Origin of the sequence: Amycolatopsis sp. cg5, assembly GCF_041346955.1 — a bacterium.
In the GTDB taxonomy this organism is placed as follows: domain Bacteria; phylum Actinomycetota; class Actinomycetes; order Mycobacteriales; family Pseudonocardiaceae; genus Amycolatopsis.
The window spans coordinates 5,944,409-5,960,247 of sequence record NZ_CP166849.1; the positions used below are offsets into that span (position 1 = coordinate 5,944,409).

General features: G+C 69.3%; 16 protein-coding genes. 5 read left to right on the forward strand and 11 right to left on the reverse strand.

From position 1 onward, the window contains the following. Positions 1-56: 56 nt before the first annotated feature. Positions 57-416, reverse strand: a complete 360-nt coding sequence (locus AB5J62_RS26350; RefSeq protein ID WP_370942610.1) for a phage terminase small subunit P27 family — start codon at positions 414-416, stop codon at positions 57-59. A gap of 269 nt (positions 417-685) precedes the next feature. Here AB5J62_RS26350 and AB5J62_RS26355 point away from each other — a divergent pair, with 269 nt between their 5' ends. Continuing rightward, positions 686-1,054: a hypothetical protein gene (locus AB5J62_RS26355; protein ID WP_370942611.1), complete on the forward strand. Its 369-nt coding sequence runs from the start codon at positions 686-688 to the stop codon at positions 1,052-1,054. A gap of 51 nt (positions 1,055-1,105) precedes the next feature. Continuing rightward, the gene (locus AB5J62_RS26360) at positions 1,106-1,417 is read left to right on the forward strand and encodes a hypothetical protein (protein WP_370942612.1); all 312 of its coding nucleotides are present in this window, start codon (positions 1,106-1,108) and stop codon (positions 1,415-1,417) included. Here the strand turns inward: AB5J62_RS26360 and AB5J62_RS26365 are convergent. The 3 genes from AB5J62_RS26365 to AB5J62_RS26375 all read right to left on the reverse strand — a co-directional run bounded on the left by AB5J62_RS26365 (position 1,414) and on the right by AB5J62_RS26375 (position 3,837). Further along, the gene (locus AB5J62_RS26365) at positions 1,414-2,004 is read right to left on the reverse strand and encodes a transglycosylase SLT domain-containing protein (protein ID WP_370942613.1); all 591 of its coding nucleotides are present in this window, start codon (positions 2,002-2,004) and stop codon (positions 1,414-1,416) included. The two genes, AB5J62_RS26360 and AB5J62_RS26365, sit on opposite strands and share 4 nt — an antisense overlap. Positions 2,005-2,214: 210 nt before the next feature. Next, positions 2,215-3,135, reverse strand: a complete 921-nt coding sequence (locus AB5J62_RS26370; RefSeq protein WP_370942614.1) for a site-specific DNA-methyltransferase — start codon at positions 3,133-3,135, stop codon at positions 2,215-2,217. Between the two features lie 396 nt (positions 3,136-3,531). Next, a complete protein-coding gene (locus tag AB5J62_RS26375; protein WP_370950346.1) occupies positions 3,532-3,837 on the reverse strand; it encodes an HNH endonuclease in 306 nt (101 codons plus the stop codon). 339 nt (positions 3,838-4,176) lie between these two features. Here AB5J62_RS26375 and AB5J62_RS26380 point away from each other — a divergent pair, with 339 nt between their 5' ends. After that, the gene (locus tag AB5J62_RS26380) at positions 4,177-4,410 is read left to right on the forward strand and encodes a helix-turn-helix transcriptional regulator (RefSeq protein ID WP_370942615.1); all 234 of its coding nucleotides are present in this window, start codon (positions 4,177-4,179) and stop codon (positions 4,408-4,410) included. Here the strand turns inward: AB5J62_RS26380 and AB5J62_RS26385 are convergent. Further along, positions 4,407-4,652 (reverse strand): helix-turn-helix transcriptional regulator, encoded by a 246-nt coding sequence (locus AB5J62_RS26385; protein ID WP_370942616.1) that lies wholly within the window; start codon positions 4,650-4,652, stop codon positions 4,407-4,409. The two genes, AB5J62_RS26380 and AB5J62_RS26385, sit on opposite strands and share 4 nt — an antisense overlap. Positions 4,653-4,743: 91 nt before the next feature. Here AB5J62_RS26385 and AB5J62_RS26390 point away from each other — a divergent pair, with 91 nt between their 5' ends. Then, positions 4,744-5,943, forward strand: coding sequence for a tyrosine-type recombinase/integrase (locus tag AB5J62_RS26390; protein ID WP_370942617.1), 1,200 nt, complete (start codon positions 4,744-4,746; stop codon positions 5,941-5,943). Between the two features lie 254 nt (positions 5,944-6,197). Here the strand turns inward: AB5J62_RS26390 and AB5J62_RS26395 are convergent, their stop codons facing one another. The 4 genes from AB5J62_RS26395 to ggt form a co-directional block, all read right to left on the reverse strand. Beyond that, on the reverse strand, positions 6,198-6,698 hold the full coding sequence (locus AB5J62_RS26395) for a flavoprotein (protein WP_370942618.1): 501 nt from the start codon (positions 6,696-6,698) through the stop codon (positions 6,198-6,200). Continuing rightward, entirely contained in the window at positions 6,695-8,116 is a 1,422-nt protein-coding gene (locus AB5J62_RS26400; RefSeq protein ID WP_370942619.1) for an RsmB/NOP family class I SAM-dependent RNA methyltransferase, read from the reverse strand. The genes AB5J62_RS26395 and AB5J62_RS26400 overlap by 4 nt, the downstream gene beginning before the upstream one ends. Beyond that, positions 8,113-9,039 carry a methionyl-tRNA formyltransferase gene (gene fmt, locus AB5J62_RS26405; protein ID WP_370942620.1) on the reverse strand — a complete coding sequence of 309 codons (927 nt, stop codon included), beginning with the start codon at positions 9,037-9,039 and terminating at the stop codon, positions 8,113-8,115. The genes AB5J62_RS26400 and fmt overlap by 4 nt, the downstream gene beginning before the upstream one ends. Positions 9,040-9,158: 119 nt before the next feature. Further along, positions 9,159-10,961, reverse strand: coding sequence for a gamma-glutamyltransferase (ggt, locus tag AB5J62_RS26410; RefSeq protein ID WP_370942621.1), 1,803 nt, complete (start codon positions 10,959-10,961; stop codon positions 9,159-9,161). A 95-nt stretch (positions 10,962-11,056) separates the two neighbouring features. On the opposite strand from ggt, the gene AB5J62_RS26415 reads away from it, so the two are divergent. After that, a complete protein-coding gene (locus AB5J62_RS26415; RefSeq protein ID WP_370942622.1) occupies positions 11,057-12,430 on the forward strand; it encodes a hypothetical protein in 1,374 nt (457 codons plus the stop codon). Here the strand turns inward: AB5J62_RS26415 and AB5J62_RS26420 are convergent. Continuing rightward, positions 12,427-14,523 carry a primosomal protein N' gene (locus AB5J62_RS26420; protein ID WP_370942623.1) on the reverse strand — a complete coding sequence of 699 codons (2,097 nt, stop codon included), beginning with the start codon at positions 14,521-14,523 and terminating at the stop codon, positions 12,427-12,429. The two genes, AB5J62_RS26415 and AB5J62_RS26420, sit on opposite strands and share 4 nt — an antisense overlap. A gap of 98 nt (positions 14,524-14,621) precedes the next feature. Beyond that, on the reverse strand, positions 14,622-15,824 hold the full coding sequence (gene metK / locus AB5J62_RS26425) for a methionine adenosyltransferase (RefSeq protein ID WP_370950347.1): 1,203 nt from the start codon (positions 15,822-15,824) through the stop codon (positions 14,622-14,624). Positions 15,825-15,839: the final 15 nt, after the last annotated feature.

A 15,839-nucleotide genomic window follows, 5' to 3' on the forward strand; every position in this document is an offset into this window, starting at 1 on the left:
TGGACGAATCGGCGTACGCGTCGTCCCTCTGTTTTGGGGGACAACGGTTTCGCCTCCTAGTCGTCGTCAGGGCCACCCAAGATGTCTTCCAAAGTCGTCCGGCGCGCAGCGTTCGCCGCGATGCCCAGACGGAGGCGGGCTTCCAGGTTGAGCCCGAGAGTTGTTTCTATGGCGCGCATTTCCTTCTCTGTGGACTCGACGTACCGCAAGGCCGGGTGAATCACGGTCTGTCCGGTACTGCCCACGGTTGTGAGCCCGTCTATCTCCACTTCGCGCAGCAACGCGGCCCGCCGGTCGTGAAGCTCGCAATACCTCTCGATCACAAACCGATCGGTTGCCGGGTGGTACGCGCCGTCCCCGGCGGCCCACACCGCACGCCACACTTCGCGCCCGACGTCGCCGAGCTTGAGCGGCACGCGGGGCGAACGTCCGGAGTGGACAACAGGCGCGGCCGGGTTTCCTGCTGCGGTGCGGGGGTTTCCGGATCGGTCTTCCGGCCGCTTCGCGTGCGACATGCCGAAGCCTCCCGTCCCGATGTTGTGGTGTGCACCCCAAGCCGACCCCAGGCCGGCCGCGGTGACCTCTTGTGGTGCGCACCCCAAGCGTGCGCGCATTTGACACTACTTCCCTTATTTGACAAGGGAATCATGATCGACGCGCCCGGTGGCACTGGTAGAATGTTGCTATGCCAGCAACTCCACGCCTGCGTGTCCCTGCCCGCCTGCATGAGTGGTTCGAGGGGTCCGACGCGGCCATAGCGCTTGAACACGACGGTAGCGACGACGACCCGGCCCACAACCCTAAGGACTATGACCCGGACCGGTTGAGCGCGTACCGCAAGATCTTCGACACGCCCGCACGGGCGGACGGCTCATGCCACGTCGCCGGACTGACCGACGACGAACTGGACGTGCTGAAGTGGGACGCCGGATACTTCGCGACGTGCGCGGCAGACAACACATGGAACGCGGACGGGCTCGCTGACCTGAACGCAGCACGGGCCATGCTCCGCGCAATCCAGAAGCTCACGCAGACGGAACGCCCGATCGGGTGAAGCCGCGCACTGCGAGCCATAACAGCGTGCGCGGGTGCCATCCTCGTTGCCATGGAAATCAAACCGTTGGCCGAGTACGAGCCACCCGTGACGGCCGAGATCGCCGATGACAACGAGCTGACCACAACAGAGTTGGCCGCGTTGCGTGCCACCCGTGACCAGAGTGTTGTCCGATCGGGCGGACAGTGGTTCGTGTCAGACGAAGAGATGGACGGCGAACGGGCAGACGCGTTCCGGACGCTGTACTACAACGACCTGGTGTCCGTTGCCGATGCCCAGTCCGAAGGCGGCCACCGGGTTGAGGTGACCATGCGCGGTCTTCAGTTTCTCGGCGTGAATGACCACCGGGACGCAGAGCTTTAGTACCCGCTGTAGCCGGAACCGGTGCGCTTGCCGCGTACCCCGGGCACGTTGCTTTCGGAGCCGTAGCGGCCACGGGCGTACCGGACTCCCGCGATGATGTTGTCTACCGGGTGCCGGATGTTCCCGTACCCGGGCAACGCCCACCGGTCGAACGTCGGCCGGATGGTTTGCACGAGCCCGATGGACGGGGTGCCGCGCTTCGCGTTGGCGTCCCACGTGTTCACCACGCAAGGATCACCGGACGACTCGGCCGTGATGATCAGCCGCAGCGCGGCCCGGTCGGTAATCGGCGCTTCGCCGACGAACACAAGCGCGTCAGATGCTTGGCCGATCCATCGGTCAAGCGCATCACCCGGGGCAGGGCCGCAAGCGATCACGTCGTCTTTCGGCGGCGGCTTGGGCGCGGGGCCCGCCCCGGTGGTCTCCGGGATCGGCGGGGCCGGTATCGACGGGAGCGGGCGCACCGGTTCGCCGGGCGCGAGCTGGACCGCCGGGACGGCCGAGTGCCGGGTGTGGATCGGCTGGACATTCGAGAGCGTCACCACGATGACGAGCGCCCCGGCAAGCGCACGGTCGGTTGCCGACACGGGGCCGGGTCGCAAAGGTCATCCTCCGTTTCGGGGGCGGCCGGTGACCGCTACGCGGACCGGCGTGTAAGTCCGTCCCGGGGTCATTCCGGCTGAAGGGGACAAGCGCCCGGCGGGCGCGAGGGTGGGGAACCGCCCCAAAGCAGGGAGCACCAAGGCCACGGAGAGAGGGACGCGGCCGGGCTCAACCCGCCTCGGGGCGGTGGCTTCTTACTTGCCGTTACGGCACCGTTCGAGCGCAAGGGCGAGATACTCGGGGTTCAGGTCGACCCCGATGGCACGGTGTCCAGCGTTGCGCGCGGCGACCAAAGACGTCCCTGACCCGCAGAAAGGGTCAAGGATCGTGGCGTGTGCACCACAGGAGGTCACCGCGGCCGGCGTGGGGTGTGCACCACAAGCGCACGGTCGGACGCTCGCGGCAACGCACCGTTCAGCGAGCCGAAGCGGCATCGGCGCGAGGTGCGCGCCCTTGTACGGCTGTGTCGGCAAGGACCAGACGTCGCCGGGGTTGTGGCCCCGGTCCTCATGGCCCGGCGGCGGCCACACGGACGTGACGCTGTTCGCTTTCTTCGGCCCGGCCTTGCGGGCTCGACGCGACGGTGACCGGTCGCCCGTGTACGGCTCGCGGACCGCGTCCAGGTTGAACGCGTAGCGGCTGGACTTGGCCAGCATGAAGACGGATTCGTACCGGTTCGAGAACCGGTCCTGCACGCTCTCCGGCATGGCGTTGGGCTTGGACCACACGATGGCGTTCCGCAGAAACCAACCGTCCGCCTGAAGCGCGAACGCCACCTTCCACGGAAGGCCGATCAGGTTCTTGGGCCGCGTCCCGGTCGCTCCGGCCCGCAGGGGACCGGACTTCGCGGTGTAGGCGTCGCCCAGGTTCAGCCACACAAGGCCGTCGTCGGCGAGCACCCGCCGGACTTCGGCGAACACGGAGACGAGCCGCTCGACGTAGGCCGTCACGGTGGGCTCGTGGCCGAGCTGTCCGGCGGTGCCGTAGTCGCGCAGGCCAAAGTACGGCGGGCTGGTCACGACCGCGTTCACCGTGCCGTCGTCGAGCGTGGCGAGCACGTCCGCTGCGTCGCCCTGGTGGAGCGTGAGCGTCTCGTCCTGGTGGTACAGGGTCATCCGTGGTCACCTCCGTTCGTCATGGCATGGGGAGGCCCGTCACGGGGAGCGATGCGACAAGGGACAGCCCGAGAAGCGCGCTCGACCCGTGACGGGCCAGAAATGGCCGCCTTTTCCCCTGTTCCAGCGGGATTAAGGCGCGTTATAGAGGGGTTTTCGCCCCGTTTTCAGGCGCGCTGAACCTGCCTGTGAGCAGGCAAAACGCGGGCTCACGGGCGGTTAGCGCTGGTCAAAAATCGGACTCGCACTCAGGGCGTGTCCAGAAAGGGGCCGGGGTGTTCTGGCCGCCGGGAGCGCCCCGACTTCCGCCCCACCTTCCCCCCCAGCGCCGCAGAGTTTCAGACTTTTTTGGTTTCAGGGTTTTAGAAACCGCAGGTCAGAGGGTCCGGGCGTGCCCTAGCTCTGTGGCCTGAAGATCCTTCGCCTGTTCTCGTCCTCTGTCTTGTCCCTATGGCACGCGGTACAAAGCACCTGGATATTGCCGGGCTCGTCCCGTCCGCCGTCACGCAGTGGTCGGACGTGGTCAACCTGCACGGCCCGAGAGGGGAACGTATGGCCGCAGGCGTGGCACCTTGCCCTGCCTGTGCGGTTGATCGCTCGTCGCACTGCCTGCCGGACGCGGTCACCAGCGGCACGGCGATGGCCACCCCCGCAGCGTTCGCAGTGGGCACCACCAGGGACAGCCACCCCGGGGCAAGTCATGCAAGCGCGTCGCAGCACGTGCACCCCCGGGGGTTGTTGTGGTCTCTACTTAGTTCAGTGGCTGTAGGAGGACATGTCGACCAGGGAAAACGTCTTCGAGTGGCTCACGTCACACAAGAAACCTTGTCAGCCTGACGGAGATGACGAAACAACGCGTTGTCTGTAAACCCCTTAGAAGAAAGAAGCTTATAGAGAAGGTAGAACAAGCGTCATTCCGTCAGCTTCGTCATCTGGACCGCGCCGGAGACGGCTACCTGTCCGCGTGATCCGAAGAGCCTCCAGACGTGCATACCTTCGCGTCATGTCCTCCTGCGGCCACTGAACAGGTAAGGACGGGAAGTGAGCGCCGCCGAAGTCCGGCGGATGACCTTCCCGAAGAAGGGGAGGCGCATGGACGCTCTTCTCACTGCGGAAGATCTCGCCGACTTCTGCCGCGTATCCACGAAGACCGTGTACGCCTGGAACACCACAGGCGAAGGACCGAAGTACCACCGCGTCGGCAAGTACGTTCGCTACCGACGGTCCGATGTAGACAAATGGCTTGAGAAGCGCGCCGTCGAGCCGAACGGTTAGCGGTCCCGCAAGCCGGTGAAGAGGTCCGCGACATCCACGCGGAGCGCGTCCGCGACCTTGAAGACGTTGTCAATCGACACGGCGTGTTTTCCGGCTTCAATGCGCCCGTAGGTGGTGCGGTCTATCCCTGCTGCTGCGGCGACGTCACTTTGCTTCATCCCCAGCTCTTCACGCACCTCACGAAGCCGTTGCCCGAACGCCAGGCGTCGGGCCTGAACGGATGCGCTGGTCTCTGACGGCACGGCGACAACTTAGCCCACCCAGGCGAGCGGGCAAGTGCGCTACAGTTCATGCGGCAAATATGCCGCACTAACGATCATGAAAGGGGCGGGTGTGAGCGTCGAAGACAGATGGCACCACAAGGGGACCCGTGAGCGGACCAAGGACTACGGACGCGGCAAGCGGTGGCGGGTGCGCAACCGGGGTGCTCGGACTCAGTCGTTCGCGAAGCAGACCGCCGCGAAGGCGTATGACAACAAGGTCAACGCCGAGTTGCTCAAGGGCTTGCAGCCGTTCGATCACGCGGCCGGGAAGATCCTGTTCTCGGAGTACGTCGCGAAGTGGCTGAAAGACCAGATCTACGACTCCGGCGCGTACAGGTCCGTTGAGTCTCACATCCGGAACCACCTGTTGCCGACGTTCGGCCATCGGCGCATGTGCGACATCCATACGTCCACGGTGGTCGAGTGGTGGGCCGCCATGTGCACGAAGACGAGCCGGACCGGCGAGAAGTACTCGGCGAGCACCCTGGAATCGGTCTACGTGTACCTCGGGTCAATCCTGCGGTCGGCGGTCGGCAAGGTGATCGCCGTGCACCCGTTCGACGGGTGGGACGTCGTCATCCCGAAGCGGGACCGAGCCGTGCGCGATATCTGGGAGCACGAGCGGGTCACGACCGTCATCGGTGCCCTGCCTGAGCGGGAACGGCCGATCGGGCTTCTGTCCGCGACCTGCGGTCATCGGCCGAGTGAAGCCTTGGCGGTGGCGCTCGAAGACGTGAACCGGTTCCGCAAAGAAGTGACCATTCGTCACCAGGTCAAGCGCGTCAAGGGCAAGCTCGTCCTGACCCCGCCCAAGGGCGGCAAGACCCGCACGGTCCCGATTGCCGACGTCGCCTTGACGGCGCTAGACAAGCACGTCGCCGAGTACGGAACGACGACGATCCGGTGCACGTGCTGTCAGAAGGACTGGCAGATCATCTTCACCGACCCTCGGGGGAAGCTGATTTGCGACTCGGAGTGGAGTAAGACGTTCTGGCACCCGGCCATCAAGGTCGTGGGGCTGCGGCCGGGGCGGACGACCGGTCGGCACAACTTCCGGCACTACTTCGCGTCGCGGCTGATCGAAGGCAGCCAGAGGCACCGGGGCGCGTCGATTCAGCAGGTACGCGACTACATGGGACATGCCTCCATCAAGACCACGTCCGACATCTACGGCCACCTGTTCGAGCAAGCCCACGAACGCGCCCGCTCACTCATGGACGACATGTTTTCTGCTGATGTGTACCCCCTGCGTACCGCCGAAGGCCGGTAGCCGTGTCTGCGCAGGTCAGAGGGCTACCGGCCGCCGTGCCGTGTGAAGGCTCCCTTCATACAGCCAGGTTGTATGAAGGGAGCCTTCATACAACTATGCGCGATGAGGGGAGCCTTCATACAAAGCCAGCCGCGCCGGGGGCATGGCGCGCAAAGCCTTCCGACCAAGAGCTGCGGGGTGAGTGCGGCCCTCTCAACACCCAGGAGTCGTGAGTGCTGCGAACGGTTCTAACCGTCGGCAACGCTCACGAGCCCTTAGGCCTCAGGAAGCAGCGCGAGCGCGTCGCTCCAGTCGCGGCCGAGACGGCGCAGCCGGACGCCCGCACCAGCGAGCGTGTCGAGGTGCCCCTGCCAGGCCGGGTGCAGCGCCCGGGTGTCCTGGATCGAGTACGCCAGCGCGATCGTCACGCGCGGCGAGCCGAGCACGTCGCCCACCACCGTCAGCGCCTGGTTGTCCGCGATGCCCAGCGCGAGTTTGGCGACCGAATTGGCCGTGGCGGGCGCGAAAAGGAACACCTCGGGATCCGGATGCGGCCGTGCCTCCCCTGGCAGCCGCGAAACGCTCCGCACCGGCAGATCCGTCAGAGCCTGAAGCTCGCCGAGCCCGTCGGTGACCTCAAGCCACCGGTAAGCCGTCGGGGTCAGCGTGATCGCCAGGCGCCACCCCAGCGCGGCGGCGGGTTTCGCCAGCTCGGCGGCGAACCGGGTGTCCAGTCCGCCGCACGAGCTGCCGATCAGGCCGAGTACGCGGCTCACGGCTTGCGCAGGACCGCGCAGAACATCGCGTCCGTGCCGTGCCGGTGCGGCCACAGCTGGACGTACGGGCCGTCGCCCAGCTGCGGGACGCCGGGGAACAGCTCGCGCGCGTCGAGGATCTCCAGCTTGTTGCGGCGTGCGGTCTCGCCGACGACGCCTTCGGTCTCCGCGAGGTGCGGGGAGCAGACGACGTAGGTGAGCACGCCGCCCGGACGCAGCAGCTCGATGGCCGCGGTGATCAGCTCGGCCTGCAGTTTGGTCAGTTCCGAGACGTCGGACGGCTGACGGCGCCACCGGGCCTCGGGACGGCGGCGCAGCGCGCCGAGTCCGCTGCAGGGAGCGTCGACCAGGATGCGGTCGTAGCCGGGCTCGAGGCCGGACTCGCGGCCGTCGGCCACGTGCACGGTCACCGGCAGGTCCTTGACCGCGTGCTCGATGAGCCGCGCGCGGTGCGGGGCGACCTCGACGGCGTCGACGCGGGCGCCCTGCAGCGCGGCGAGCGCGCCCATCAGCGCGGCCTTGCCGCCGGGGCCCGCGCACAGGTCGAGCCAGCGCTCGTCGGAACCTTCGAGCGGCGCCTTGGTCGCGGCGATCGCGCAGAGCTGGCTGCCCTCGTCCTGGACGGCGGCGAGCTTCTCGCGGATCGGCTCGGACTCGGCGAGGTCGCCGCTGCCGCTCGGCAGGTGGACACCGTAGGGCGAGTACGGCGCGACCTCGCCGCCGGTGATGGCGGCGAGCTCGTCGGCGCTGATCTCGCCCGGCCTGGCGACCAGGTGGACCTCGGGGCGGGCGTCGTCGGCTTCGAGCGCCGCCTTCAGCTCGGCGCCCTTGTCCCCCAACGCTTCGGCGAACGATCGCGCCACCCAGCGCGGGTGCGCGGTGTGGAAGGCGAAGCTGCCGATCGGGTCCTTTTCGGCGTCGGGCGCGAGCTGCTCGACCCAGGCCGCCTCGTCCTTTTCGGACACCGTGCGCAGCACCGCGTTGACGAAACCGGCGATGTGCGAGCCGACGTCCTCGCGTACCAGGTCCACAGTGGACCCGACAGCGGCGTGCGTCGGGATGCGGGTGCGCAGCAGCTGGTAGGCGCCGAGCCGGAGCCCGTCGAGCACCTTGCCGTCCACTTTGGACAGCGGGCGGTCGAGGCAGGCGGCGATCACGTCGTCGAGCAGGCCCTGCGCGCGCGACGTGCCGTAGGCGAGTTCGGTGGCCAGCGCGGCGTCGCGGCCGGAGATCCGGCGTTCGCGCAGCAGGTCGGGCAGCACGAGGTTGGCGTAGGCGTCACGCTCGCGGACGGCGTAGAGCACGTCCAGCGCGGCGCGGCGGGCCGGGTCCTCGACCGGCGGGCGGCGGGGGCCGTCCTTGCGCGGGGCGGGCTTGCCCCTGCTCGGCCGTCCCGGCCTGCGGTCCTGATAACTCACTGGAGGCGCTCTCCTTGCTCGATCCGTGATCCACGCGCCCAGTCCGTGGCCGCCATGCGCTTCTTGCCTTGAGCCTGCACTTCGCCGAGCTGCAACGGCTTGGTCGCGGTACCGACCAGCACCCGCTTGCGCTCGACCCGAAGCTCGCCAGGCCCGATGCCCAGCTCGTCCGCGTAGCTGACCGGGCCGATCTTCAGCCGTTCACCGCGGAACTCCGCCCACGCGCCGGGGTCGGGCGTGACCGACCGGATGTGCCGGTCGACCGCCGCCCACGGCAGCTTGAACGAGATGTGCGCGTCCTCGACGCTCAGTTTGGGCGCGTAGCTGACGTTTTCGTCCGGCTGCGGCACCGCGCGCAACGTGCCGTCCTCGATGCCGTCCATTGTGGACTTCAGCAGCGCCGCGCCCGAGACGGACAATCGCTCCAGCAGGTCGCCGGCCGTGTCGGTCGGCATCACCTGCTCGGTCACCACGCCGAACACCGGCCCGGCGTCGAGCGCCTTGACGATCTGGAAGGTCGCGGCGCCGACGATCTCGTCGCCCGCGCGCACGGCGGCCTGCACCGGGGCCGCGCCGCGCCACGCGGGCAGCAGCGAGAAGTGCAGGTTGACCCAGCCGTGTGCGGGAATGTCCAAGGCGGACTGCGGTAGCAGCGCGCCGTACGCGACGACCGGGCACGCGTCCGGGGCGATCTCGGCCAGCCGGGCGAGGAACGCGGGGTCGCCAGCCTTTTCCGGGGTGAGCACTTCGATGCCGTGCTCGTCGGCGAGCGCGCCGATGGGCGAACGGCTCACGGTCCGGCCGCGGCCGGACCGGGCGTCCGGCCGCGTGACGACGGCGACGACCTCATGGCGCGGCGACTCGATGAGCGCGCGCAGGGACGGGACGGCGGGTTCGGGGGTCCCGGCGAACACGAGGCGCACTACCCACGCACCTCCGCCGCGACAACCACTGAATCGGTGAACATCCCGGCCAGTCTAGGCCGAGGGCTCGTGAGCGTTGCGGGCGGTTAGAACCGCCCGCAACGCTCACGACACCAGGATCACCAGTGCGCGGGCAGCACCACCCGAGCCGCGCCGGCGCCTCGCCGGACGGGCTCGGCCGCGGCCAGCCATTTGCCGTGGCCGAGGTATTCGACGCCGGTCGCGGCGCCGATCTCGGCCGGCGCCGTCGAGAAGCCCTGACCACGGGCTACCAGCGCCGGGAGGACGTCCGCCTGGTCGAGGAACGCCTGCTCGACCTGCGCGGCCGCCGAGTTCCGCTGCGACGCGCGCGGCGCGGCGATCGCGTTCTTGAGCGACAGGCCGCGGTCGATCCGGCCGAGCAGCACCTCCAGCGCGGTCGTGATGATCGACGCGCCGCCGGGCGAACCGGTCGCGAAGAACGGCTTGCCGTGGTCGAGCACGATGGTCGGCGCCATCGACGAGCGGGGCCGCTTGCCGGGGCCGGGCAGGTTCGGGTCGGGCACGCCCGGCGTCACCGGCGTGAACGAGAAGTCGGTGAGCTCGTTGTTCAGCAGGAAGCCACGGCCCGGCACGACGATGCCGCTGCCGCCTTCCTGCTCGATGGTCAGCGTGTAGGCGACGACGTTGCCCCACTTGTCGGCCACGGTCAGGTGCGTCGTGTTCTCGCCCTCGTACGGCGTCGGCGCGCCGGTCGTGCCCGCCTTGCACGGGGTCGGGTTGCGCGGGTCGGCGGGCGCGACCGGGCTGGTGCCCGCCTTGGCCGGGTCGATCAGGCAGGCGCGGGTGTTCGCGAACGACTGGCTGAGCAACTCTTTCGACGGGACGTCGACGAACGCCGGGTCGCCGATCCAGCGGTTGCGGTCGGCGAACGCGAGCCGCGTCGACTCGAGGAAGTAGTGGTAGTAGTCGGCCTTGGAGGCGTTCTTGAGGTCGAAGTTCTCCAGGATGTTCAGCGACTCGGCGACCGTCAGCCCGCCCGACGACGGCGCGGGCATGCCGTAGACGTCGAGCCCGCGGTAGCGCGTGTGGGTCGGGTCGCGCTCGATCGTCCGGTATTTGGCCAGATCGGCGGCGGTGACCTTGCCGGGACGGACCTTCAGCGTCGACGCCGGGTCGACCGGCGGCTGCTCGATCGTCTTCACGATGTCCGCGCCGATCGGACCCCGGTACAGCACGTCGGTGCCGCGGGCGCCGACGGTCGCGTAGGTGTCGGCGAGGTCGGGGTTGCGGAACGTCGTGCCCTCGACCGGCGGCTGCCCGCCGGGCAGGTACAGCGACTTCGTCGACGGGAAGGCGGCGAACCTGGCCGCGTTGTTGGCGACCTGGTCGTGGAAGGTCTTGTCGACGGTGAACCCGCGGCGCGCGAGGTCGGTGGCCGGGCGCAGCATCTTCGACAGCGAGCGCGTGCCCCACTTGCGCAGCGCGTCCTGCCAGGTGCCGGGGGTTCCCGGAACTCCGACGGACAAACCGCTGGTCACGGCTTCGGCGAACGGCAGCGGCTGGCCGTTTTCGACGAACAGGTTCGCGTCGGCCGCCGACGGCGCGGTCTCGCGGCCGTCAAGGGTGTGCACCTTGCCGGTGCGCGCGTCGTAGAACACGAGGAACCCGCCGCCGCCGATGCCGGCGGAGAACGGGTCGGTGACGCCCAGCGCGGCGGCCGTGGCCACCGCGGCGTCGACGGCGTTGCCGCCCTCGCGCAGCACCTGGGTGCCGATGGCGCTGGCGTCGGCGTCGATGCTGGACACCGCGCCGAAGTAGCCGATGGCCTCCGGCGACTTGGGCGGGATTGGCGGCGTCGCCGACGCGGGCACGGCGAAGGCGGCTGACAGGACGAGCACGGCGGCGGCAGAACCCACTAGCCGGAAGCTGTTCGCAGGCATGCGGGGCAGTCTGCCCGTGTTGACGGGGCCCTTCAAGCGGCTAAGCAGACGAGTGGCCCTAACAAGGCTGTCAGCTCTTACGACAGACTCTCGCCGTGATCACGCCACGCAGAGCTTTGAAAGCACTGGTTCCCCTGCTCATAGCTGTGCCGCTGCTCGCGGTGCCCGGGGCAGCGCAGGCCAAGTCCTGCTCGGACCCGAGTGTCGGGCTGACGGTCGAAGAGCTACGGCTGACCGCGTCACTTCCGGCCGGTGGACCGGCCGTCGGCCCCGAACTCGTCCGACAGGCCGGCTTCGACCGCCTCGTCGCGGACTTCGGCAGGCGTCTTTGTGCCACCCATTCGCGCTGGAACGCACGGCATCTCGCCGAAACCGCCGGAAACGACCTTTGGCGTACCGCGGTGGACCGCGCGCAGGGCCGCCGCCCGGATCTGGGCACCCTCGACCGCTACGACGACCGTCCGCTCTACTGGGCCCGCCTGCAGATGAGCAAGGCGCTGCGCCAGTGGACCCCGTCGTTCAAGCTCGACGCGGCCGCCCGCGCGGACATCATGACCAAGTTCGACCTGGGCGCTCGCGGACTCGACGACGTCCGGTTCCCGATCGGCGGGAAGACGAAGCGCGTGCTGATGAGCGGTTTCGACCCGTTCACCCTCGACGGCGCGGGCATCAGGATCGGCAACCCGTCCGGCGCCTCGGCGCTGCAGCTCGACGGCAAGCTCCTGCAGACCGCCGACGGACCGGCGATCGTGCAAACGGTCTCCTTCCCGGTCGTTTGGGGCTATTTCGACACCGGGATCGTCGAAAAGGCGTTCGGCACCGCGCTGGCCGACAAGCCCCGGCACCCTGACCTGATCATGACCGTGAGCCAGGGCCGCCCCGGCCGCTTCGACGTCGAACGCTGGGCCGGCGCCTGGCGTGGCGGTTTTCCCGACAACAACAACGTGAGCGTCGTCGGCCAGGTCCCGCCGGCGCCCGGCTGGCCGCAGCCCGCCGACCAGTTCATCGAGACGACGCTGCCGTATCAGCAGATGGTCGCGACCACCGGCGCGTACCCGGTGCAGTTCAACCAGTCGTTCTGCGTGTGGCCGGACAGCACCAAACCGGGCACCGGCACGGCCGTCTGCCGCACCGACGCGCCCAAACCGGGTGAGATCGCGGCTTCGGGCGGCGGCGGAAACTATCTGAGCAACGAATCCATGTTCAGAAGCAACCGCGTCCGCGTGGGCCTCGGCGTCGACCTGCCGGGCGGGCACCTGCACACCCCGGTCCTCGGCACGGCCACCGCACCCGGCGACATCACCGACGACGCGTTCGTGGCGCGTCGCAAGGCGATCGCCGACCAGGTCGTCGCTCTGGTGACCACGGCCGCAGGCGCGACCGGCGCCAAGGCGACCACGAGCACGCTGCCCCAGCTGACCGACGCGGCGACGGCCGTCCGCGACGTCTTGGGCACCGTCCTGAACTAGATCAAAGCAAGCGGGTCGAGCTGGATACGGATCGGCTCCGGCTCCTTTCGTGCGTCTCGGCGGGCGCTGGCGGCGTGGATCGACGCCGCCAGTGCCTTGCCGTGCACGCGCGCGACGCGCACCAGCGCGCGCTCGCGGTCCGAGCGGCCTTCGTCGTCGATCTCGCCGAGCGGCACCGGACCGAGGATTTCGCCGGATTCCGGCAACGCCAGGTCGTCGAGCACGGCCGCGACCGCGTCCGGGCTGCCTTCGATGCTCGCCATCCGCATGGCGGGCGGGAACCCGAGTTCCCTGCGTTCGGCCAATTCCAGCCCGGCGTGCCAAGCCGGATCCCAGCGCACCAACGCCTGCACGACCGTCAACCCGGCTTCCGCGCCGACGATCACTCGCCCGCCGGACGACGCGGGCCGCACCATCGACGCGGCGGTCATCCAGCGGCGCAACGTCTCCTCGCCCGCTCGCAGGTCCTGCCGTCCCAGCAACGCCCACGCGTCAAGCAACAGCGCCGCGCCGTACCCGCCTTCGGCCACCGGCTCGGCGCCCGGCGTGCACACGACGAGCGCGGGCTTGTCCGGCACCGACTCAAGCACCTCCTGGGCGCCGGACGTCCGCACCGGCACGCCCGGAAACGCCCGGCCGAGTTCCTCGGCGGTCCGTTTCGACCCGACGACGACCGCCCGCAGCCGCGCGGAACCGCAAGCGGGACAACGGAATCCGGTCTCCGGGACCCCGCACCACCGGCACGCGGGAGGCCTCGGCATACCACCTTCCGACCCGCCGGGCAGCGACAACGGACCCGCGCATCGACGGCAATGCGCGGGCGTCCGGCATTGCCCGCAAGCCAAACCCGGCACGTAACCGCGCCGAGGCACTTGGACCAAAACCGGCGCCCCCGCGGCCAAAGACTGCCGAGCCGCCTCGAAAGCGACCGAGGGCAACCGCGCGGCCTTCGCGGCTTCGTCGCGCGCGACGTCGAAATCCTCGCCGACCGGCGTCACCCGGGGCGCGGCCGCGCGCAGCTCCGGCCGGTCACCGGCGACGGCCTGTGCCCAGCCGGACTCGACCAGGAACTGCGCCTCCGCCGTCCGTGCGAACCCGGCGACCAGCAGCGACGCCTTGGCCGTGTGCGCGCGGTCCATCAGCACGTCACGGACATGCGGATACGGCGCGTGCGGCTCGGAGTGGATGTCGTCGCCGTCGTCCCAGACGACGAACAGCCCGGGATCGGCGACCGGCGCGAACATCGCCGCGCGTGTGCCGACGACGACCTTGACCTGCCCGCGCAGCACCGAAAGCCAGCGCCGGTACCGGGCAGCGGGCCCGAGCCCGGCGATCAGCGCGGCGACCCTTTCGTCGCCCAGAAGACCAACGCACGCCTCGTGCACGCGCTTGAGATCGCGATGATCCGGCACGACCAGCACCGCGCCTTTACCCGCCGCGGCGGCGGCCGCCGCGGCTTCGGCGAGCCGCGCGGGCCAGTCCTCCCCCGGCAACGCCTGCCAAACGGCGTTCGCGGGCTTCGACTCGGCCAACGCCTCCAGGAACGCCGGCCCACGCTGATAACGCGACCACGCGGACACGTCCGGCGCGGGTGGCACCGCCGCAGGCTCCCCCGGCGGCTCGGATTCGACCTTCGCGTGCCGGGGCGGGAGCGCGAGGCGCAGTACGTCGACCAGCGTGCCGCCGTACCGATCGGCGACGGACCGCGTGAGCGCGTACAGCGCGGGCGTCAGCACCGGTTCGCTCGACGTCACCCGCTCGATGAACGCGAGCTTCTTGTCATGACTCGTCGTCTCGGCGCGCTCGGCGAGGTATCCGTCGACCAGCTGCCCCGCGAACCTCACCCGGACGCGGCACCCGACGACCGCGGTCTCGTGGAACTTCTCGGGGATGTGGTAGTCGAAGGTCCGGTCGAGATGGGTCAGCGGGATGTCGACGACGATCCGCGCCACCGGGTTCTCCGGGGCGGGTTTGAGCTGGCCACGGCGTTCCGCGGCCGCGGCCTTGGCCGCCTTCGCCTTGTCGACCGGCTTCGTCCGGGCGCGCGAGGGTACGGGGAGGTCCCACAGCGGCGGCGTCTCCGGACTAGTCACACCCTGATCTTTACCAGCACGCCCCGACAGTCCCGGAGCCAGCCTGACGCGAATGGCCCGCCGGGCGAACCCGGCGGGCCATTCGGTTCACAAGCGGATCAGGCGCCGGCGGCGGACTTCAGCGCCTCGGCACGTGCGGTGCTCTCCCACGGCAGGCCCAGCTCGGGGCGGCCGAAGTGACCGTACGCGGCGGTCGGCGCGTAGATCGGGCGCAGCAGGTCCAGGTCACGGATGATCGCGGCCGGACGGAGGTCGAACACCTCCGAGATCGCCTGCTGGATCTTCGTCGGGTCGACGGTCTCGGTACCGAAGGTCTCCACGAACAGACCGACCGGCGACGCCTTGCCGATCGCGTACGCGACCTGCACCTCGACGCGCGTGGCGAGCCCCGCCGCGACGACGTTCTTGGCGACCCAGCGCATCGCGTACGCGGCCGAGCGGTCCACCTTGGACGGGTCCTTGCCCGAGAACGCGCCACCACCGTGACGGGCCATGCCGCCGTAGGTGTCGACGATGATCTTGCGACCGGTCAACCCGGCGTCACCCATCGGGCCACCGATCACGAACCGGCCCGTCGGGTTCACCAGCAGCCGCACGTTCGAGGTGTCGATGTCCAGCGCGGCGATCTCCGGGGACACGACGTGCTCACGGACGTCGACACCGAGCATCGACTCCAGGTCGATCCCGTCGGCGTGCTGCGTCGACACGACCACGGTGTCCAGGCGCACCGGCTGGTCACCGGCGTATTCGATGGTCACCTGGGTCTTGCCGTCCGGGCGCAGGTACGGCAGCACGCCGTCCTTGCGCACCCGGGTCAGCCGCTGCGACAGGCGGTGCGCCAGCGCGATCGGCAGCGGCATCAGCTCGGGCGTGTCCGAGCACGCGTAGCCGAACATCAGGCCCTGGTCACCGGCACCCTGGCGGGCGATCTCGTCCTCGGCCGCCTCCACCCGCGACTCGTACGCGGTGTCGACGCCCTGCGCGATGTCCGGCGACTGCGAACCGATCGCGACGTTGACGCCGCACGAGTTGCCGTCGAAGCCCTTGGCCGACGAGTCGTAGCCGATCTTGAGGATCACGTCGCGCACGATCGTCGGGATGTCGGCGTAGGCCTCGGTCGTCACCTCGCCCGCGACGTGCACCTGCCCGGTGGTGATCAGCGTTTCGACCGCGACACGGCTGCGCGGGTCTTTCGCGAGCAGCCCGTCCAGGATCGAGTCGCTGATCGCGTCACAGATCTTGTCGGGATGGCCCTCGGTCACCGACTCCGAGGTGAACAACCTGCTGTTGGACGCGGTCACGGCGTTCGTCACATC

What these genes read in the sequence shown, in the direction of transcription:
- AB5J62_RS26355 (WP_370942611.1), top strand. Translation starts at nt 686, where the DNA reads ATGCCAGCAACTCCACGCCTGCGTGTCCCTGCCCGCCTGCATGAGTGG.
- AB5J62_RS26360 (WP_370942612.1), top strand. Translation starts at nt 1,106, where the DNA reads ATGGAAATCAAACCGTTGGCCGAGTACGAGCCACCCGTGACGGCCGAG.
- AB5J62_RS26370 (WP_370942614.1), bottom strand. Translation starts at nt 3,135, where the DNA reads ATGACCCTGTACCACCAGGACGAGACGCTCACGCTCCACCAGGGCGAC.
- AB5J62_RS26375 (WP_370950346.1), bottom strand. Translation starts at nt 3,837, where the DNA reads ATGACTTGCCCCGGGGTGGCTGTCCCTGGTGGTGCCCACTGCGAACGC.
- ggt (WP_370942621.1), bottom strand. Translation starts at nt 10,961, where the DNA reads ATGCCTGCGAACAGCTTCCGGCTAGTGGGTTCTGCCGCCGCCGTGCTC.